This is a genomic window from uncultured Winogradskyella sp., from assembly GCF_947501905.1.
GTDB lineage: Bacteria > Bacteroidota > Bacteroidia > Flavobacteriales > Flavobacteriaceae > Winogradskyella.
Window position 1 is genome coordinate 269,586 of sequence record NZ_CANMXL010000002.1, and the last position, 19,094, is coordinate 288,679.

General features: G+C 33.0%; 20 protein-coding genes. 7 read left to right on the plus strand and 13 right to left on the minus strand.

From position 1 onward, the window contains the following. Nucleotides 1-3: 3 nt before the first annotated feature. The 6 genes from Q0770_RS04915 to Q0770_RS04940 form a co-directional block, all read right to left on the minus strand. Entirely contained in the window at nucleotides 4-1,365 is a 1,362-nt protein-coding gene (locus Q0770_RS04915) for a 2TM domain-containing protein (protein ID WP_299114631.1), read from the minus strand. Between the two features lie 14 nt (nucleotides 1,366-1,379). Then, nucleotides 1,380-2,003 (minus strand): hypothetical protein, encoded by a 624-nt coding sequence (locus Q0770_RS04920; RefSeq protein ID WP_299114633.1) that lies wholly within the window; start codon nucleotides 2,001-2,003, stop codon nucleotides 1,380-1,382. A gap of 26 nt (nucleotides 2,004-2,029) precedes the next feature. Further along, the gene (locus Q0770_RS04925) at nucleotides 2,030-2,452 is read right to left on the minus strand and encodes a DUF2141 domain-containing protein (protein WP_299114635.1); all 423 of its coding nucleotides are present in this window, start codon (nucleotides 2,450-2,452) and stop codon (nucleotides 2,030-2,032) included. A 175-nt stretch (nucleotides 2,453-2,627) separates the two neighbouring features. After that, a complete protein-coding gene (locus Q0770_RS04930) occupies nucleotides 2,628-3,323 on the minus strand; it encodes a lipopolysaccharide assembly protein LapB (protein ID WP_299114636.1) in 696 nt (231 codons plus the stop codon). 93 nt (nucleotides 3,324-3,416) lie between these two features. Next, a complete protein-coding gene (locus Q0770_RS04935) occupies nucleotides 3,417-3,845 on the minus strand; it encodes a hypothetical protein (protein WP_299114638.1) in 429 nt (142 codons plus the stop codon). Between the two features lie 121 nt (nucleotides 3,846-3,966). Next, nucleotides 3,967-4,899, minus strand: a complete 933-nt coding sequence (locus tag Q0770_RS04940) for a peptidylprolyl isomerase (protein WP_299114639.1) — start codon at nucleotides 4,897-4,899, stop codon at nucleotides 3,967-3,969. 114 nt (nucleotides 4,900-5,013) lie between these two features. On the opposite strand from Q0770_RS04940, the gene Q0770_RS04945 reads away from it, so the two are divergent. Next, entirely contained in the window at nucleotides 5,014-5,439 is a 426-nt protein-coding gene (locus Q0770_RS04945) for a hypothetical protein (RefSeq protein ID WP_299114641.1), read from the plus strand. A gap of 9 nt (nucleotides 5,440-5,448) precedes the next feature. Here Q0770_RS04945 and Q0770_RS04950 read toward each other — a convergent pair whose 3' ends face one another. Together Q0770_RS04950 and recQ are read right to left on the minus strand one after the other, a co-directional pair. Continuing rightward, entirely contained in the window at nucleotides 5,449-5,886 is a 438-nt protein-coding gene (locus tag Q0770_RS04950) for a hypothetical protein (RefSeq protein ID WP_299114643.1), read from the minus strand. A gap of 127 nt (nucleotides 5,887-6,013) precedes the next feature. After that, the gene (gene recQ / locus Q0770_RS04955) at nucleotides 6,014-8,215 is read right to left on the minus strand and encodes a DNA helicase RecQ (RefSeq protein WP_299114645.1); all 2,202 of its coding nucleotides are present in this window, start codon (nucleotides 8,213-8,215) and stop codon (nucleotides 6,014-6,016) included. An 87-nt stretch (nucleotides 8,216-8,302) separates the two neighbouring features. Here recQ and Q0770_RS04960 point away from each other — a divergent pair, with 87 nt between their 5' ends. The 4 genes from Q0770_RS04960 to lptB are packed head-to-tail and all read left to right on the plus strand — an operon-like array spanning nucleotide 8,303 to nucleotide 11,254. After that, nucleotides 8,303-9,277 carry an SIS domain-containing protein gene (locus Q0770_RS04960; RefSeq protein ID WP_299114647.1) on the plus strand — a complete coding sequence of 325 codons (975 nt, stop codon included), beginning with the start codon at nucleotides 8,303-8,305 and terminating at the stop codon, nucleotides 9,275-9,277. Then, complete coding sequence (tatC, locus tag Q0770_RS04965; RefSeq protein WP_299114649.1) at nucleotides 9,277-10,107, plus strand: twin-arginine translocase subunit TatC; 831 nt, start codon at nucleotides 9,277-9,279, stop codon at nucleotides 10,105-10,107. The genes Q0770_RS04960 and tatC overlap by 1 nt, the downstream gene beginning before the upstream one ends. A gap of 4 nt (nucleotides 10,108-10,111) precedes the next feature. Continuing rightward, nucleotides 10,112-10,462 (plus strand): carboxymuconolactone decarboxylase family protein, encoded by a 351-nt coding sequence (locus tag Q0770_RS04970; RefSeq protein WP_299114651.1) that lies wholly within the window; start codon nucleotides 10,112-10,114, stop codon nucleotides 10,460-10,462. Nucleotides 10,463-10,513: 51 nt separating this feature from the next. Further along, the gene (gene lptB / locus Q0770_RS04975) at nucleotides 10,514-11,254 is read left to right on the plus strand and encodes an LPS export ABC transporter ATP-binding protein (RefSeq protein WP_299114653.1); all 741 of its coding nucleotides are present in this window, start codon (nucleotides 10,514-10,516) and stop codon (nucleotides 11,252-11,254) included. A 56-nt stretch (nucleotides 11,255-11,310) separates the two neighbouring features. On the opposite strand, the gene Q0770_RS04980 is transcribed toward lptB, so the two are convergent. Further along, on the minus strand, nucleotides 11,311-12,114 hold the full coding sequence (locus Q0770_RS04980) for a TerC family protein (RefSeq protein WP_299114655.1): 804 nt from the start codon (nucleotides 12,112-12,114) through the stop codon (nucleotides 11,311-11,313). Nucleotides 12,115-12,120: 6 nt separating this feature from the next. Next, nucleotides 12,121-12,873, minus strand: a complete 753-nt coding sequence (locus tag Q0770_RS04985) for a phosphatidylcholine/phosphatidylserine synthase (RefSeq protein ID WP_299114657.1) — start codon at nucleotides 12,871-12,873, stop codon at nucleotides 12,121-12,123. 127 nt (nucleotides 12,874-13,000) lie between these two features. Here Q0770_RS04985 and Q0770_RS04990 point away from each other — a divergent pair, with 127 nt between their 5' ends. Both Q0770_RS04990 and Q0770_RS04995 read left to right on the plus strand, forming a co-directional pair. Further along, nucleotides 13,001-14,071, plus strand: a complete 1,071-nt coding sequence (locus Q0770_RS04990; RefSeq protein ID WP_299114659.1) for a PorV/PorQ family protein — start codon at nucleotides 13,001-13,003, stop codon at nucleotides 14,069-14,071. A gap of 17 nt (nucleotides 14,072-14,088) precedes the next feature. Beyond that, nucleotides 14,089-15,261 carry a DUF4105 domain-containing protein gene (locus tag Q0770_RS04995; protein ID WP_299114661.1) on the plus strand — a complete coding sequence of 391 codons (1,173 nt, stop codon included), beginning with the start codon at nucleotides 14,089-14,091 and terminating at the stop codon, nucleotides 15,259-15,261. Here the strand turns inward: Q0770_RS04995 and Q0770_RS05000 are convergent, their stop codons facing one another. From Q0770_RS05000 to Q0770_RS05010, 3 genes are read right to left on the minus strand one after another with little or no spacing between them, the layout of a single operon-like run. After that, nucleotides 15,262-16,656 (minus strand): sugar transferase, encoded by a 1,395-nt coding sequence (locus Q0770_RS05000; RefSeq protein ID WP_299114663.1) that lies wholly within the window; start codon nucleotides 16,654-16,656, stop codon nucleotides 15,262-15,264. Between the two features lie 59 nt (nucleotides 16,657-16,715). Continuing rightward, nucleotides 16,716-17,732: a glycosyltransferase family 4 protein gene (locus tag Q0770_RS05005; protein WP_299114665.1), complete on the minus strand. Its 1,017-nt coding sequence runs from the start codon at nucleotides 17,730-17,732 to the stop codon at nucleotides 16,716-16,718. Nucleotides 17,733-17,745: 13 nt separating this feature from the next. Then, a complete protein-coding gene (locus tag Q0770_RS05010; RefSeq protein ID WP_299114667.1) occupies nucleotides 17,746-19,026 on the minus strand; it encodes an O-antigen ligase family protein in 1,281 nt (426 codons plus the stop codon). Between the last annotated feature and the right edge of the window lie 68 nt (nucleotides 19,027-19,094).

Genomic DNA, 19,094 nt, shown 5'->3' on the forward strand with positions numbered 1-19,094 from the left:
CTCTTAGTTCCAGCGGTTATTATTTTCTTCTTCACGCATAAATTCTTCTATTTTACGCTCTTCCCATTTGGCTCCAAAAGCACCGTCATTGACAAATACTCTATATGCTTGAAAAGCTAAACCTAATCCCCAACCAAACATTGGGAACCAAAACCATTGTATGGTATGGCTAGAATATGTGTACCAAATAAATATTAGAAATGGTATAACTAAGCAATAGGAAACTAAACTTCCGTAAAATCCTTTAAGTTCCTCTAGACGTTTACGAGCTTTAACGTAATTATCGTCTAATCTGTTTTGTGGTAATTGTGATGTTCTCATGATTGATACTTGTTTTGTGAGCATTGGTATTGCTACTGCAAAATCTTCTGCTCGTTGATTGATGATGACTTTTTTATTTGATAACAGTTTGTAGCGCTGCATAATGTTCTCTAATCCTACGCCACTACTCTTTTTTACAATTTGCTTTGGCTGTAGATTATTCATAACTACTAGATAATCGCCATCTTCATATATTTTGATGTGTAATGGTTTACTAGATGTTACCATATTATGTTTTACAGCATTTTCTAAAAGTAACTGTAGTGATAATGGCACTACTTTACTCTCCGGGTTTGAAGCTTTTTCTGGTATCTCGAAAATAATACTGTCTTCAAATCTCATTTTTAATAAAGACATATAGGTTTTCGCAAACATTAACTCTTCGTCTACAGTCACTAAATCCTTACTCTTTTGCTCTAAAACATATCTATATACTTTAGATAATGAGGTTGTAAACTTCTGTGCACTATCTGGATTTTCTTCAATTAAACTTGTTAATACATTTAAGCTATTAAACAGAAAATGAGGGTCTAATTGGTTTTTTAAAGCATCGAACTTAGCACTTGCTGCTCCGGCTATTACCTTTTGCTCCTTTATTTTACTTTTTTGATAGCGATTATAAAAGTAAATGATATAAAAGCCAGAAATTATTGTCAATGTAATCCAAAGTCCAAAAGAATAACCTTGCCAGCTTTCAAGCTCAATAAAACTCTCTAAGGTTTTTCCATATACTAATGTAGTAATGGCAGCTCTTAATATAAATATTGTAGCTAGTGTTATTACAGTTGCCCCAGAAATGCCAAATACAATCCGTTTAATAATTTCATAGTTGGCAAAATTAAGCTTGAGTATATAATTAAAATAAAACGAATTGGTGTAACTGATAGAAAAGGTGTAAAGTTGATAAAATGAAAATTCAATTAAAAACTGATTGAAATCAGTATAAGTAAACATGTCTTTTGATAACAGCTCGCCAATAATAAATATTAAGCAACCTATAAGAAAAGTTATGACTATACTCTTAATTGATTTTAAATTATACATGTTTTCCTTTTTAATTATTCTTTACATTCTTTTATAACTTGTTCTGCTCTGTTTCTTCCCCAGTTTGGGTGGTATTCAGACTCTGGCTCATAACTATCGAACATAGTTATAGAAGCTTCTACTTGTTCACAGAATGGCTTTGTGTCTTGTCCAAAATACCTCGCAGAACCCATTGCCCAATCTGCTTTACACATGGCTACTCTTGGATTTTTAGCATCTATACTATAGGCTTTATTATAAAGCTCGGTAATCTTTGCTGCATACTTCATACCATATGTACTACCATCAAAAGCAACCCAATTGGTATATATCTGACCTTGCATAACTAATAACTCTGGATTGTTTTGGCTTAAACTCATAGCTGTATTTAAATGTTCTTGTGCTTTGTCTAGTTGTGCCTTGAGTACCGTTTCATCTTTCTCATTCCAGCTTTTTAAGCTATTGATTTGTGCAATGTAATAGTGAGGCAACCAATTGTCTTTTTCTGCATTGGCAATACGCTCAAACAAATTTATAGCTTCATCTAGTTTATCTGATTTCCATAACTCAAACGCTTTGTCCATTCCTTTTTCAAAATTGGATTGTGCTTGTGTAAAGCTAAAGATTCCAACGCATATAATTAATACTATTTTTTTCATGATTTGTATTTTTAGTGATTAATGAATTATAATGTAATATGTATAGTCTTGTCTGCTTTAAGTTCAAATTTGGCATCTTCCCATTTTGGTGGTCCCATAAATCCTTTGGCATTATTTGAACAGCCATAATCTTCTTTTGGAATGCCCATAAAATTAGTGTCCATTTTTCCGTTATCATTTTCATCGTGAATAAAAGAAATAGCATAAACACCTTTAGGTACGTCCTTAAATGTTATTGTACTTTTTTCTTCGTTTATAATCCCAATTGCATTTTTGAAACGTTTGCTTAAAAATTTGTCCTCAGAGTCATAAAGGCCAATTAAGATTTTGCCTTCGTCACTGTCTAACCCACTTATATTTACAGTAATATCGTGAGCTTTTGCGTCTTGTAACATTACAAAAGTTGCCTTAAGTATTAGCATGATTAATATTCTTACGATTGTTGACATGATGATTGATTTTTTATTTGATTCAAATATCCGAAGACCTTCTTGATATAAAAATCAAATATTACCCAATTGTAGTTTTTTAGTGACGAATTGTAATATACTAAAAAAAGCACCTTTGAAAGGTGCTTTTTAGATACTAGAAAAGCAGGCTGAAAAGCTGCTTTAGTTTATTTATTTACTTGTCTTCATAAGCTTCAATATAACGTATAGCCCGACTATTTGCCTGATTGATTTCCAGCGACTTCTTGTAGTTTTCATAACCTTTAATACTATCGCCGCTCATAACATAAGCATCTGCAAGACTATCATAAACATTATCACTATTGGGATGCAATTTGGTATTCATTATAAAAACCCCAATAGCATCATTAAAATTATTTTCTCTTAAATATTTATACCCCAATCGATTAAATTTATATTGATTTATAAACTCACTCGTAGAATCCTTCTCTTTTATTTTTAAAAAGCCTTCTAAAGCTTTTTCAAAATCTTTTTCGTCTAAATACTGACTTGGCGTTTTGTAATTATCTGCCACCTTTAGATAATCATAACTCAAACTATCTGGATTATTTTCTGCTATTACAGCAATATATCGTTCCTTAGTATCTGGGTGCACTACAAAACGTAGTTTCTTGTATAAATCTGGGACAAAAAACTCATTTGTATCTGTAACAACTGGCTTTGACTTTAAGCCACGCCATTTTAGATAAAGCTGATTATCCTCGTAGGATATAATCATAATATCATCGGCATTGAATAAATATTTACCAGATGTTTCTTTTTTAAATGATTCTGAATAGTCTACTGATGAAGAACACGCTAAAATTAAAACTGAAAGCAGTAAAAGCGAAAATAGGGATTTAGTTTTCATACTGAAATTAAAGATTGATTGGTTATTGAGCAAAAAAGTCTCACTTAATAGTGAGACGATTTTATATTAAAAATGTTACCACAGAATATAGCATTACTCTATAGCTTCAGTAATTTCTTTATTTCTAGCCCAATAAATAGCAGCATCTAGACTATTAAAGCGTTGAATTTTTTTATTAAAAAATAAATTTTCTATCATGGTATTCATCACACCACCTCTAGTTCTAGAAACAACACCATAACCTCTTATACTATAACTATGAGAAAAGAACTTTAACCAATCATTTGGTTTTACAGCATAAGAATTAATACGGTTAGAAATGTAAACTAAGTTATTACCTGTTTTTCCAAAAAAATCTACAATATCATCGACAACCTTCTTTCCATGGTCATCCCATGTGTATGTGATACCATAGTTGTTTTCAGAAACTACAAATCCATCAAAAACGAAGACGTCTCCATGGTTATAATTAAACTCTTTTAGAACGTCCTTATAAAAAGGAGAATCTTTTACACTTATCATTATTTGGGGGTTATAATGAGATACTAAATTAGATAAATTTTAACACTAAAAAAGAATATTTATACAAAAAAACGCTCTAACACATGAGTATCAGAGCGTTATATATAAACCAAAAGAATAGTTATTTAACTCCCATGAGTTCTACATCAAATACCAGAGTTGCATCTGGAGGAATAACGCCACCAGCACCGGCACTTCCGTAACCCAAATCACTAGGAATTACCAAACGAGCTTTGTCGCCAACATTAAGTAAACAAATGCCTTCATCCCAACCAGCGATAACTTGTCCCACACCAACTTGAAAATCTAATGGTGCATTTCTTTTATATGAAGAATCGAATACTGTACCATCAGCTAACTGCCCTTTGTAATGTACAGAAACCGTATTTCCTTTTTCTGCTTTTTTACCTTCTCCTTTTTGGATAACTTGGTAACGCAAACCTGAGGCAGTTTCTTCAAAACCTGCAGATATTTTATCTAATTCAGCTTTCTTAGCTTCACGCTCAGCAGCTACTCTTTTTTCTCTTGCACCTTCAAACGTTCTAAATGCCTCAATAGCATTAAAACTTTCTGCTTCTGCACCTACTCTTACAATCTCTAAGCTCTCAATTATATCTCCTTGAGCCACAGCATCAACAACATCTTGACCTTCTACAACATTACCAAAAACAGTATGCTTGCCATCTAACCAATCCGTAGCAATGTGCGTGATAAAAAACTGACTTCCGTTTGTACCTGGACCTGCATTTGCCATTGATAATACTCCTGGACCATCATGCTTTAAATCTGGATGAATCTCATCATCAAACTTATAACCAGGATTACCAGTTCCTGTACCTTGAGGACAACCACCTTGAATCATAAAATCAGGAATCACTCTATGGAATTTTAAGCCATCATAGTATGGTGTGCCTTGAGGCTTAGCTGAATTTTCTAAATTTCCTTCTGCCAAAGCCACGAAATTACCAACTGTACCTGGTGTTTTTTCGAATTCTAGATTCACTAAAATTGCACCTTTAGAGGTATTAAATTTTGCGTATAAACCGTCTTGCATTGTTTTATGTTTTATTTAAGGCTGCAAAGATAATAAATGAATTACGATTGACGATTTTTGAATGACGAATTTAAAAATTGAATAATAATCTTAGATTTGCTGAAAATTTAATTCATGGCATTTTCATTTTTAAAAAGTAAAAAAAGTAAATCTACAGATACTATTGAAGCTATTATAAAAGATGTTGAAAGTACACCTTTTGGCGTCTCTGAGAATGACGTATTATATGCTGGTTTAAATGAATTAGGTGGTTACTACTTCTTCCAAACTGTAATTGTTGGTCAATTACACATCAAAACCATGAATGGTGCAAAACTTATTTTAAAAGGCGAAGGCATTGAACTAGAATTAAAATCCGATTCGCCAGAATTTGAATCTGACCCATCTCCAGTAAAAAGTAGAAGCATCACTAAAATAGATTTCCAGATTGAAAAATCTGATATTAAAACATTAGAGAATAGTAGAATTACGAGTATTCAGTTAAAAGCTAAAAAGCAAGATATTTTGTTTACGAAATATGATGAAGCAAAGGAATATTAGCCTTTTAGGCTAGCAATTTTCTTTAATCTTTTTTAATGCTATTGGAAGTTTTTCGGACATAAAATCTATGTGTTCGTCAAGAATATCGATATCGACTAAAAGTGTACAGAAGTCCAAACCGTCTATAATTGTATAAGCTTCTGTAGTTCCTGACCATTTTTTTGTGTCATCATCCAATGGTTGTTCCTTTCCATTTACCACAGTTCCAATATGTGCAAACTGAATAATTTTATTTGGAATATACTTTTCAATACTACTGAATATTCCATTTTGGTCAGAATCAAGAAACATTATTTTATTTCCTTCTTTCCAATTTTCAACAACAAAATGAGAACCTTCTCCAAAGACGCCACTCCAATCTCTATAATGTTTATCTTCCCAAAGTGCATTCCAAATCTTTTCTTTATCAGCTTGAATATCAATAGAAAATTGTAACCGGTTAATCATAACTTTCTTTTGCTTTAAGTTTTTGTATCAAATTCAATTATTAGCTTAAGTAATTTATCATTTTTTAATTAGCATATAATTGTAATCATTAAAAGGAGATAACATACGAATCTTTACGAGAATATATTTAATTCGCCACCTCACTAATAAACTTAATACGATACAAACGGAGTTCTTCGTCATCGTAATCGCCATCGAACTCGTCAATAGCAACGTCTATCTTATCCGTTTCAGATTCCATGAAGTAGTCGTGGATTTCTTCTTGTTGGTCTTCGTCTAGGATATCATCTATCCAATAACTAATGTTTAGTTTTGTTCCCGAAAACACTATAGCTTCCATCTCTTTTATGAAATCCGGCATTTCCATGCCTTTTGCAGATGCGATATCAGATAAGGGTAGTTTTCTGTCTACATTTTGAATAATGTAAAGCTTTAGAGCAGAATTGCTTCCTGTAGATTTTACAACCATATCTTCTGGGCGCATAATGTCGTTTTCTTCAACGTATTCGCTTATCAATGCAATAAAATCTTTACCGTATTTTTTGGCTTTACTTTCTCCTACGCCATGAACATTAGATAATTCTTCAAGAGAAGTTGGATATTTTAACGCCATATCTTCTAAAGAAGGATCTTGAAAAATAACAAACGGCGGTACACCTAATCGTTTGGCATTAGACTTACGTAGGTCTTTAAGCATGTTCATTAAATTCTCATCGGCAACTGCCCCACTAGACTTTGCATTGGTTATAATACTATCGTCAGTGGCTTCATCAAAGACATGGTCTTCTGCCATCATAAATGATGTTGGAGAAGTCATGAATTTCTCGCCAGCTTCTGTTATCCGTAAAACACCATAAGTTTCAATATCTTTTTTAAGCAGTTTACCTACTAAAATCTGACGTATGAGTGCCATCCAATGTCTGGCATCTTTGTCTTTACCAACTCCAAAAAATGGCTGTTGGTCAGTTTTATGTGAAGAAATCAGGGCATTAGATTTCCCAATAATAACTTGCACTAAATCCTTAGCCTTATATTTCTGATTAGTTTTCTGAACTACATCGATAACCGTTACAACATCATCTTTAGCTTCTTTCTGTGGTTTTGGAAAACGAATATTATCATCCATATCCCCACCTTCTCCGGTTTCGTTGTCAAACTCTTCGCCAAAATAATGCAGTATAAACTTACGTCGAGATACAGATGTTTCAGAAAATGCCACAACTTCTTGTAACAAAGCATGACCAATTTCCTGTTCAGCTACAGGTTTACCAGCCATAAACTTTTCAAGCTTCTCAATATCTTTATAGGCATAATACGCTAAGCAATGACCTTCACCACCATCACGACCGGCACGACCAGTTTCTTGGTAATAACTCTCTATACTTTTTGGAATATCATGATGAATCACAAAACGGACGTCTGGTTTATCGATTCCCATTCCGAAGGCAATAGTTGCGACTACAACATCTGTGTCTTCCATCAAAAACATATCTTGATGTTTTACACGTGTTTTAGCATCCAACCCTGCATGATAAGGAACTGCTTTAACACCATTAACTTGTAACACTTGTGCTAATTCTTCAACACGTTTACGGCTTAAACAATAAACAATCCCTGATTTGCCTTCATTTTGTTTTACAAAACGTATAATATCTGCATCTACATTTTTTGTTTTTGGGCGTACTTCGTAATATAAATTTGGTCTGTTAAAAGACGCTTTAAATTTCACAGCATTAGAAATACCCAAACTTTTTAAGATATCTTCTTGTACTTTTTCTGTTGCTGTAGCAGTTAAGCCTACAATAGGAATATTGTCACCAATACGTTTAATGATATGCCTTAGATTTCTGTATTCTGGTCTAAAATCATGACCCCATTCGCTAATACAATGTGCTTCATCAACCGCCATAAAAGATATAGTGACTGACCTTAAGAATTCTACATGCTCTTCCTTAGTCAAAGATTCTGGAGCAACATATAACAATTTAGTCACCCCATTTCTGATGTCCTCTTTTACGCGCTTTACTTCGGTTTTATTAAGTGAAGAATTTAGAACATGAGCAACACCTTCATTTTCAGAGACACCTCTTATGGCATCTACCTGATTTTTCATTAAAGCTATTAATGGAGAAACGACTATTGCTGTACCTTCTTTTATTAAAGCAGGCAGCTGATAACAAAGTGATTTTCCGCCTCCAGTTGGCATGATAACAAATGTATTGTTTCCAGCAACTACATTTTTTATAACGTCTTCTTGCAGTCCTTTAAATTCAGAGAATCCAAAGTATTTTTTTAGTTCAACATGCAAGTCAATTTGTGCAACATTCATTAATCCCTATTCGTAATTTTATATTTACCTTTGCGTGAAGTTTAAAGATAATAAAAATCTTTAGAAAAAAAGTATTTATAAAATTACATGTCTACTTTGAACACTAAAACATCTATTCTAGAAATTGCAAAGTCTACCATAAGCATGGAACGTGACGCTATTGCTAACCTCATCAACCTACTTACTGATGATTTTGCAAATGCTACTGAGCTCATTTACAACTCCAAAGGTCGTGTTATTATTACGGGAATTGGCAAGAGCGCTATTATAGCAAATAAAATTGTTGCAACACTTAACTCAACCGGAACGCCTTCTGTTTTTATGCATGCAGCAGATGCTATACACGGAGATTTAGGATTGATACTCAAAGATGATGTTGTCATTTGTATATCTAAAAGTGGGAACACTCCAGAAATCAAAGTTTTAGTCCCGCTTATAAAAAATGCTAAGAACAAAATGATTGCCATTACTGGTAATAAAGATTCGTTTTTAGGACAACAAGCAGACTATGTTTTAAATGCTCATGTAGAACAAGAAGCTTGCCCCAATAATTTGGCTCCTACAACAAGTACAACAGCCCAGTTAGTTATTGGAGATGCATTAGCTGTTTGCTTATTAAAACTTCGTGGGTTTTCAAGTAACGATTTTGCTAAATATCATCCTGGCGGTGCATTAGGCAAGCGGCTTTACTTAAGAGTTAACGACTTATCTTCTTTAAACAAAAAGCCTGAGGTATCTTTAGATGCCAGTTTAAAGGAAGTGATTATAGAAATTTCTGAAAAAATGTTGGGTGTTACAGCAGTTACAGAGGACTCAAAAATTGTTGGAATTATCACAGACGGTGATTTAAGACGTATGCTTAGTAAAAGTGACGATATCGCGCATTTGACTGCAAAAGATATCATGGGTAGCAATCCAAAACGTATTGAAGAAGATGCCATGGCTGTAGATGCCAAAGAAGTTATGGAAGAGTTTGGTATTTCTCAATTACTAGTAGAAAAAGATGGCGCATACGCTGGTGTTGTTCATTTACATGATTTAATAAAAGAAGGCATTATATAATGGCAAAGAAATCTGTTGACGACATGTCTTTCTTAGACCATCTCGAAGATTTAAGATGGCATCTTATAAGAAGTACTATTGCTATTTTAATATTTGGTATTGTTGCGTTTTGCTTTCCATACATATTGTTTGATCTCATCATCTTTGCACCAACAGAAATGAACTTTCAAACATATGAATGGTTATGTCATATGTCACAAAGTTTAGGTATCAATGACACCACATTTTGTGCAGACAGACTTCCATTTGATATGCAAAGTAGACAAGTAGGAAGTCAATTCTCAGCCAGAATATGGACTTCAATATATGCTGGCTTTATAATAGCATTTCCATATATCATATATCAGCTATGGAAATTTATTAGTCCAGGTCTGAAACGCAATGAACGAAAATATTCAAGAGGCTTTATTGTAGTCTCATCTTTGTTGTTCTTCATCGGTGTACTGTTCGGATATTATGTAATTACACCACTAACGATTAACTTCTTAGCAAATGAAAGTATTTCTGATAAAATATTTAATGACTTTGACTTTGGTTCAGTAATCTCAGTAGTAAGGTCTTCTTCTCTAGCCTCAGGATTAATGTTTCAACTTCCTATTGTCATCTATTTTTTGACCAAAGTTGGATTAGTTACTCCTAAGATATTAAAGAAGTATAGAAAATTTGCACTTGTTATAGTACTGATAATATCGGCTGTTATAACACCACCAGATTTAACAAGTCAGGTCATTGTAGCCGTTCCTATATTAATATTATATCAAGTCAGTATATTTATTTCACGAATAGTTGTAAGAAATCAGGAAAGAAAAGAACGAAAAGTAAAAGCATAACAAAATGTCAGACATTGTAAAAGAATTTAATGAGTACCGTTCTAAAATGAACGACAAAATATTAGCAGATAATAACAAGATTGTAAAACGCATATTCAACCTAGATACTAATGCGTTTCAAGCTGGTGCTCTAGATGTAAAAACAAAAGAATTACTAGGCTTAGTAGCCTCAACAGTTTTACGTTGTGATGACTGTGTGCGCTACCATCTAGAAACATGCCATAAAGAGGGTATTACAAAAGAGGAAGTAAGCGAAACTTTAGGCATTGCGACTCTAATAGGTGGTACAATAGTCATCCCGCATTTAAGACGTGCTCATGAATATTGGGAAGCTCTCGAAAATCAAAACAATTAACCTTAGTACGAAAATTGTATTTTTACCGTTCTTGATTTTAGAATCTAGTATATGAAATTACACGCCGAAAATTTAATGAAGTCCTATAGCGGACGTAAAGTGGTAAAAGATGTGTCTCTTGAGGTTAATCAAGGTGAGATTGTTGGTTTGCTAGGTCCTAATGGTGCTGGTAAAACCACCTCTTTTTATATGATTGTTGGTATTATAAAACCAAACGGCGGGAAAATTTTTTTAGACGATAAAGAGATTACCAAATACCCAATGTACAAACGTGCTCAAAATGGTATTGGTTATTTGGCACAAGAAGCTTCAGTATTTAGAAAATTAAGTATCGAAGATAATATCCTTAGTGTTTTGCAAATGACTAAGCTCAGTAAAAAAGAGCAAGTAGATAAGATGGAATCTCTTATTGAAGAATTTGGTTTAGGGCATATTAGAAAAAACCGCGGTGATTTATTATCTGGTGGTGAACGTCGCCGTACAGAAATTGCACGTGCTTTAGCTACCGACCCAAACTTTATCTTACTAGACGAGCCTTTTGCAGGAGTTGACCCAGTTGCCGTTGAAGACATCCAGCGTATTATTGCTAAACTGACTAAAAAGAACATCGGTATTTTAATTACTGATCATAATGTACAAGAAACACTTGCCATTACAGATCGTACATATTTAATGTTTGAAGGTGGTATTCTTAAAGCTGGTATCCCTGAAGAACTGGCAGAAGATGAAATGGTACGTAAAGTCTACTTAGGCCAAAACTTTGAGCTTCGTAAGAAGAAATTGGAGTTTTAGACGCTAAGCGTCATTTGGCATTTTCTTCTCAGTCTTTAATATTTATTAAATATCATCTATTCTGAAGCTGATTTCTCTTTCATCAGTTTCTTCTGATATCTTCCTTGCACAACATCAACAATAACAAGTACAACAATAACAAAATAGAATGTTGTTTTACTCATAGGTACAATTTCGTTACCAAATATTTTAAGGTGTGCTAAATGACCGCCTTCTGTTACCAACATTATTCCTACTATAAAAAGTATAAATAATCCAAGTACTTCGTACATTCTATTCTTTGCTAAAAATTCTGAAATACGGTCGGCTAAAAAGAGCATTAATAAACCGCTAGCTACAATAGCGATAGCCATTACAATAAATGCTGTCGTAGAATTTTCGATTTCACTTGTTAGACCAATAGCTGCAAGAATAGAGTCGAAAGAAAAGACCAGGTTCATAATTACAATACTTACAATAACAGCGTTTGAAGATTTTGTGCCTTTAGATTTATCTTCTACATCGATAGTTAAATCATTTAAAGAAATCATATGCCAGATTTCTTTTATTGCTGTGTAGATAATAAAACCTCCACCCGCAAGCACAATAAGACTATGTCCATTGAAAGCAAACTCTAAAACATTTTCAATTTTACCAGTTAAAAACGAAAATGGGTTCTGAAAATATCCTATTAAAGACACTAGCACAAATAGTAACACAATACGTAATGCAATGGCAATTAAGATCCCTATTTTTCGAACTCGTTTCCTATCATTCTCGGGTGCTTTTTTCGACTCTAATGAGATATAAAGTAAATTATCGAATCCTAAAACTGCTTGTAACATAACAAGCATGAGTAATGTAAAAATAACTTCAGCCATGTGTAATTATGAAATTGATTGTTGTGTAAATAGTGAAACTAAAATGTATAGTAATATGATAATTGGTATAGCTATAAAATGAAATACTACCATGAGAATAATACTTGCAATCAAGAATAAGTATCTAACCCTATTTTCCTTAAAGCTCCAGGTTTTAAATTTTAATGCAAATAACTTAATATTAGAGTTAAGCAAATAACAACTCAAAAGCGTAAAACCAATTAAAAACCAAACATTACCAAACAAATTTGATACGGTAATATTATATTGAAAATGTAAAATTAATGGTATTGAAAATATTAGCAATGTATTGGCAGGAACTGGTAATCCTTTGAAGTAGGTCTGTTGGTCTTCATCTAAATTGAATTTTGCCAAACGATATGCAGAGGCAACCGGTATTAAAAACCCTAACAGTGCAAGAGGACGTATTTTTAAGCCATCCCAACCCATGGTTTGGTTCCATGCATTTTCAACAACAAAAATAGTTCCACCACCAAGCGCATCATTTATTAGACCATACATAATAATACCTGGTACTACTCCACAAGTTACCATATCTGCTAGTGAATCTAACTGAATACCTAGGTTACTCTGTACATTGAGTTTTCTAGCTAATAAGCCATCAAAAAAATCAAAGAATATGCCTAAAAACACAAATAATGCAGCGCCAACGTAATGATTATTAACCGCAAATAATATGGCTATACAACCAGAAAATAAGTTAAGTCCAGTAACAATGTTAGGTATATGTCGCTTCATATGATGAGTTGGTAGTTTCCGTAAAAATATAAAAGTATTTTAGTTCTATGCCTATAGCATGCAATAACTCAACCTTTTTATAGTTTAATAGAAACAAAATATTGTGCATCTTTGTAAAAAAATTGACTTGAAAAATTACTTAGTAATTCTTTTAGCATGTTTGTCATTGACAATATCAGGGCAATCAGCAAGAAAATACTCCAATGAATTTATGAATATTGGTGTTGATGCTGCTGCGCTTGGGATGAGTAATGCCGTAACTTCACATACCAATAATGTTAATTCTGGCTATTGGAATCCTGCTGGTCTGGTAAACCTAGAAGATAACCAACTAGCTTTAATGCACTCTAGCTACTTTGCAAATATTGCCAATTATAATTACTTGGCTTACGCTATGCCTCTAGATGATAGAAGCGCTGTTGGTATTTCGGTAATTCGATTTGGGGTAGATGATATTTTAGACACTACGCAATTAATAGACGACCAAGGCAATATCAATTACGATAGGATAAATACTTTTTCTACTGCGGATTATGGTGTAACCTTGTCCTACGCACGTAAATTACCAATAGATGGTTTAAACTATGGTATAAATGCAAAAGTGATTCGTCGTGTTATTGGTGATTTTGCTTCTGCTTGGGGTTTTGGTTTTGATGCAGGTATTCAGTTTGAAAGCAAAAACGATTGGAAATTTGGCTTTATGGCTCGTGACATTACAACAACTTATAACTCTTGGGCTATTGACGAAGATGAATTTGAGAAAATTAGTGGCGCCATCGCCGGACAAAATCAAACTTTACCAGAAAAATCTGAATTAACTTTACCTAAGTTAGAAATAGGTATGTCAAAGTCATGGACTTTTCATTATGATTATACATTGCTTGCAGCCCTTAATCTTAATATGCGCTTTGCTGAAACTAATGATATCATATCTACATCTTTTGCTAGTATTGCACCTGCACTAGGATTTCAGTTTGGCTATACAGATTTAGTCTTTTTACGTGCTGGGGTTGGTAATTTCCAAAATGAGTTACAAATTGACAACTCTGAAAATTTGACATTTCAGCCTAATTTTGGTGTTGGTTTTAAATACAAAGGTATTGAGATAGATTATGCTTTTACAGACATAGGCGACCAAAGTGCTGCATTATATTCTAATGTCTTCTCCGTGAAATTAGATTTCAGTATTTTTAGATAGAATTTTCAGAATCAACTATGAAACTCAAATTATCTGTACTTACTCTACTTTTCTTTTTTAGTTATAATTTTTCACAACAATTACAATTATCGCCACAAGCAGAAGTTTCTGTATTAACATTTGGGCCAGGCACAAACCTAAATGATGCTTTTGGACATAATGCTTTTAGAATAAAAGATAGAGCCCAAGGAATTGATTTGGTTTATGGCTACGGCGGTTATGATTTTGAAGCTCCAAATTTCTATTTAAAATTTGCCCAAGGCAAATTGAATTACCTCATCAGCAGGAAAAAATTTTCAGATATATTTCAATTATACCGCTATTACGATAGAACAATAGATGAACAAACACTAAATTTTGACCAAGACCAAAAACAGAAATTATATAATTATCTAGATAATAATTATAAGCCTGAAAACAGAAGATATCTGTATGATTTTTTTTATGATAATTGTGCTACTAAAATTAGAGATGTTACCAACTCAAGTGCTAGCCAAGGTATCCGTTTTTCTGAAATAAAAGACGAAGAAAAAAAAACATTCAGAACTCTTATCCATGAACAAGTTGGTCTAAACACTTGGGGGAGTTTTGGTATTGACATTGCGTTAGGCTCTATAATTGATAAGCAAGCTACTAGTGCTGAACAAATGTTTTTACCAAAATATATTTTTAAGAATTTTGAAAATGCCCAAATTGGCTCTAAAACACTAGTCAAAGGCACCAACACCATTTACAAATCGAGACATAATAAAGGTTATAAAACTAATCTGTTTTTTAGCAGTCCAATTGTAATAATGAGTATATTATCTGCTCTTATTATTTACCTCACTTACAGAGATTATAAATCTAAAAAAAGAACAAAATGGTTAGATGTTATCCTATTTGGTATTACAGGTATAATTGGTGTTGCGCTTCTTCTTTTATGGTTTGGTACAGACCATACTGCAACAGGATACAATTATAATTTGCTTTGGGCATTCCCTATTAACCTATTTGTTATAGGGCAACTCTTTAAAAAACAAACCAAAAATTGGTTTAGGAGTTATATTAAATTTTTAATCATTATGCTAGCCTTAATGATTATGCATTGGTTTATTGGTATTCAAGTTTTTGCGATTGCACTACTACCGCTTTTAATAGCATTACTGATAAGATATTTGTATTTGCTTCGCTATTATAAAACAGCTTAATTATTGCCCTCTGTAATATAGAACTGTACTCAAAGTTTTCAAAATAATATTAAGATCTAGAAATGGACTTCTATGCTTTATATAGTACAGGTCATATTGAAGTTTAGTAAGGCTTTCTTCTACAGAACCACCATATCGTGAATTCACCTGAGCCCAACCCGTAAGTCCAGGTTTAATAATATGACGTGTTTCATAAAACGGGATAGATCGTGATAATTCTGCAACAAAAAATGGGCGTTCTGGTCTTGGTCCAATAATGCTCATTTCACCTTTTATTACATTAATAAACTGTGGAATTTCATCTAATCTAGAGCGCCTTAAAAATTTCCCAAAAGTAGTGACACGAGCATCATCTTTTGTAGCCCATTGCGCTTTCCTAGCTTCGGCATTAACAACCATTGTCCTAAACTTATAAATAGTAAATAAAGTACTATTTCTTCCTATGCGTTCTTGAGTATAAAACAAAGGCCCTCTATTACCAAAGGCATTACCTATAAATACAAATGGTATTATTAATAACATGAAAAGCAATCCAAAAAATGAAAACACAATATCAAAAGTCCTCTGAAAGAATCTGTAAAGTTGATTTTCATTATTACGGCTAAACGGAAAATATTTATAGAAATCTTTACCTACGTATTGAATAGGCACTTTGTTAGTTACTTCTTCATATACCTGAGTATACTCTCTTATTTTAAATCCACGTTCTAATAACAGCATCAATTCGTGATATAAATCTGGAGTGATATGCTCAGCATTGTTAGCTGCCACAATAATTTCAGAAATTTGCTCATCAATAATTACATTAGAAAGATGTTTAGTGGTATACTCCTTTAAACCTTTATATTTTATTGAATCTCCATCGTTACCTTCACTATTTATAAAACCTACAAATTTATAATTAGAGTCTGCAGATGTTAGCGTGTTTACTACATTATCTATATTAGGTAATTCGCCAACCAAAAGTATATGCTTGTAGAATCTCGGAGAAGCAATCAGAGTATTATAAAGCACACGCCATAAAAATACAAATGCTATAAGCGCTATATAAAAATATATGATTTGCAGACGTGCTTCTGGCAAAAAAGGTGTAACAATAGGTGTTAAAAGATAGAATAAAACCACTGTTGACATACAGAGTACAATATTCTTAAAGCTTACATCTAACTTACTTGCTTTTTGTAAATCGTATATTTCAAAAATAGTCCCAAAAATAGATATGTAAACGACCAATACAATAAGAGGAACTGTATTCTCTGAGGTAATCTCAAGATACTCAAATCCAAAATAAGTAGATAAAATAAATATCCCTAAAAATGCCATGAGTACATCTACTATGCGCAATAAAACCTTGCGCTCTGATATCTCAAAGTGGATGGCACTATTCTGTTTCATGTTAGGGGAATAATTGTTACTGTAAAGATAGACCTCTTATACAGAAAACAAAACAAATCTTAATTAGGTTTAAAAATTGAATACCACTGTGTCTTAATTACTTCCCAATCAAAGCACTCTACTTTTTGTCTTGCATTCGTAGAAAGTTGATGTCTTAAATCTTTATTATTAAAAATCCTTAAAATACTTTTTACCATTGCATCAACATCATTGACAGGCACTAATAGACCATTTTCATTATTATCTATTAAAAAAGGTAATCCTCCAACATTTGTCGACACCACAGGAAATGCAAGTGCCATAGCTTCAATAATACTGACTGGCATATTATCATAGTTAGTCGTATTAATAAAAACATTATAGTCTCTAGATAATTTTATCCATTGTTCTTTTGATAGCTTACCTGTAAACTTTACATCCACATTTAGTTTTTTAGACAGAGCTTTTACAGATTCTAAACTTCCATCAGAATCTGGACCAACCATACATAGTTCAACACTATATCCAGAATCTTTCAAATCTTTCATGACTTTTACAGCCATTTTAGGGTTATATATTTCTGAGAAGGAACGTACCCAAAGCAATCTTATAGCATCATACAGTTTTGGTGTCACTTCATATTTATCAATAGATATACTATTGGGTATATATACCACATTGTCAAATCCTTTATTATTAAAAATAGATTTCAGATACAATGATGGTGAGACATTTAGTCTACTATTATTGAATATCGAAGCAGACATCTTTGGGTTTTTATCTAATCGTTCTGGAAGATTACCTCCATGAAGAATAGGATAATAAGGCACCGCAAATAATCTGCATACTAGGCTACATAAAAACGCATAATAGAAGTTTTGAGTGCTATACGTATCTATAAGTACGCCATCTACCCATTTCGCATAACGTATACAATACCATAACATATGCAAAAATCGGATGAACTTATTACTGTAAGACGATGCATAACGCAAATTATAACCTTCGAACTCAAGCAAACCTCCTAAAACCTGAATAGATGATATATTAGTTTTAGTTGTATTTAAGTTATTGCCTATGTACAATAGGTTCTTCATCTATAGATATCTTTTATTGCTCCGATGCAATTTGTGGTTGAATATTCCTATTCCGTATTGAACGCTTATTCTGACTCGTATCGTGTGTTACATTTAACAAGGCTAGCGCGTATAAAACTGCTGGTGCCGCAATACGAATCCCAGAATGATTAATTGTTGCAAACCAAAAAGCTAAAAAGGAAAAGAAAAATATATTACGCCGATTATTTGTTCTTAAAGTTAGTGGCTTAAATATTAAAATTAAGATACATATAATTCCTAGCATTCCATGCTCAGATAATAATCTACCTAATTCATTATGGGAAGGTAATTGTTGACCCGTTTCTTGAACTCTTTTATTTTTTACGCGAGAAGCTCCAATACCCAAAAACGGACTCTCCAAGAAGCCATCAACCTCTTCTATAAATAAATCTAATCTACCAGTGGTTAAATCTTCCTTCTCACGTCCTAATGCATCTTGGTTGGCATAACGTTTGTCTATTAAACCACGTGTTTGATTTGAGCTTACAACCCAAGTTATAGCTAGTATGCTCACCAACAAGAACACAGAACCAAATAGAGGAATAAGACGTTTTACCTTTAAACGAAAAACAACTGTAGCAAAAAATGCAGCAATTACTAATCCTGCTGCTAGAACACCACCACGACTAAAAGTAACAATAGCTCTAAATGTCATCGCAGCCAATAGAATAAGATTAAGTGATTTTAAGAATATATTAGGTGATTTTAATACCAAACGTACAACAACACAAAAAATACCCAATCCTAAAATTGTAGATACCTGATTTGGCCCAAAACCTCCTGAAAGCGCAGCGTTAGAAGCGGTACCACTCAACCTATCTTTTATTGATGGTGTGTATAAAAACAGATAGGTCGTTGTCGAAATAATGGGAAGTAGAATGTACAAAATAAGTTTATGTAGTTGCTGATACGTCACTTTTCTATCGTAACAAAACAAGGCTGCTAAACCTAAGCAAACAGGACCACTTAATACAAAAGTGATATTAGATCTAAACTTAGCATCTAAAGTAAGAGTTACAGATGCCACAATAATAGAAGGTATTAATAAAACGAGATAAATAAAATAGGCATACCCTTTTCCTGAAACACCTCTATAGAACATACCAATAAGCACAAAGACGACGACTAAATATTTTGAAGCTTCATAAGCCAAACCACCTTTAGTCATCCGAAATAAAATCTCAATACCAGTAAAATAGGCACAACCCAAAAGCACATTCATGGTCAGCTTAGAAGGTGTGGAAGTTACTATGCGATATAAGAAATATCCCATTATAATCAGAAAAAAAATCTTTGCAAATGGCTTAAAAATAAAGAATATCAAGCCTAAACCTATATGTA

What these genes read in the sequence shown, in the direction of transcription:
- Q0770_RS04915 (WP_299114631.1), bottom strand. Translation starts at nt 1,365, where the DNA reads ATGTATAATTTAAAATCAATTAAGAGTATAGTCATAACTTTTCTTATA.
- Q0770_RS04920 (WP_299114633.1), bottom strand. Translation starts at nt 2,003, where the DNA reads ATGAAAAAAATAGTATTAATTATATGCGTTGGAATCTTTAGCTTTACA.
- Q0770_RS04925 (WP_299114635.1), bottom strand. Translation starts at nt 2,452, where the DNA reads ATGTCAACAATCGTAAGAATATTAATCATGCTAATACTTAAGGCAACT.
- Q0770_RS04930 (WP_299114636.1), bottom strand. Translation starts at nt 3,323, where the DNA reads ATGAAAACTAAATCCCTATTTTCGCTTTTACTGCTTTCAGTTTTAATT.
- Q0770_RS04935 (WP_299114638.1), bottom strand. Translation starts at nt 3,845, where the DNA reads ATGATAAGTGTAAAAGATTCTCCTTTTTATAAGGACGTTCTAAAAGAG.
- Q0770_RS04940 (WP_299114639.1), bottom strand. Translation starts at nt 4,899, where the DNA reads ATGCAAGACGGTTTATACGCAAAATTTAATACCTCTAAAGGTGCAATT.
- Q0770_RS04945 (WP_299114641.1), top strand. Translation starts at nt 5,014, where the DNA reads ATGGCATTTTCATTTTTAAAAAGTAAAAAAAGTAAATCTACAGATACT.
- Q0770_RS04950 (WP_299114643.1), bottom strand. Translation starts at nt 5,886, where the DNA reads ATGATTAACCGGTTACAATTTTCTATTGATATTCAAGCTGATAAAGAA.
- recQ (WP_299114645.1), bottom strand. Translation starts at nt 8,215, where the DNA reads ATGAATGTTGCACAAATTGACTTGCATGTTGAACTAAAAAAATACTTT.
- Q0770_RS04960 (WP_299114647.1), top strand. Translation starts at nt 8,303, where the DNA reads ATGTCTACTTTGAACACTAAAACATCTATTCTAGAAATTGCAAAGTCT.
- tatC (WP_299114649.1), top strand. Translation starts at nt 9,277, where the DNA reads ATGGCAAAGAAATCTGTTGACGACATGTCTTTCTTAGACCATCTCGAA.
- Q0770_RS04970 (WP_299114651.1), top strand. Translation starts at nt 10,112, where the DNA reads ATGTCAGACATTGTAAAAGAATTTAATGAGTACCGTTCTAAAATGAAC.
- lptB (WP_299114653.1), top strand. Translation starts at nt 10,514, where the DNA reads ATGAAATTACACGCCGAAAATTTAATGAAGTCCTATAGCGGACGTAAA.
- Q0770_RS04980 (WP_299114655.1), bottom strand. Translation starts at nt 12,114, where the DNA reads ATGGCTGAAGTTATTTTTACATTACTCATGCTTGTTATGTTACAAGCA.
- Q0770_RS04985 (WP_299114657.1), bottom strand. Translation starts at nt 12,873, where the DNA reads ATGAAGCGACATATACCTAACATTGTTACTGGACTTAACTTATTTTCT.
- Q0770_RS04995 (WP_299114661.1), top strand. Translation starts at nt 14,089, where the DNA reads ATGAAACTCAAATTATCTGTACTTACTCTACTTTTCTTTTTTAGTTAT.
- Q0770_RS05000 (WP_299114663.1), bottom strand. Translation starts at nt 16,656, where the DNA reads ATGAAACAGAATAGTGCCATCCACTTTGAGATATCAGAGCGCAAGGTT.
- Q0770_RS05005 (WP_299114665.1), bottom strand. Translation starts at nt 17,732, where the DNA reads ATGAAGAACCTATTGTACATAGGCAATAACTTAAATACAACTAAAACT.
- Q0770_RS05010 (WP_299114667.1), bottom strand. Translation starts at nt 19,026, where the DNA reads ATGGGATATTTCTTATATCGCATAGTAACTTCCACACCTTCTAAGCTG.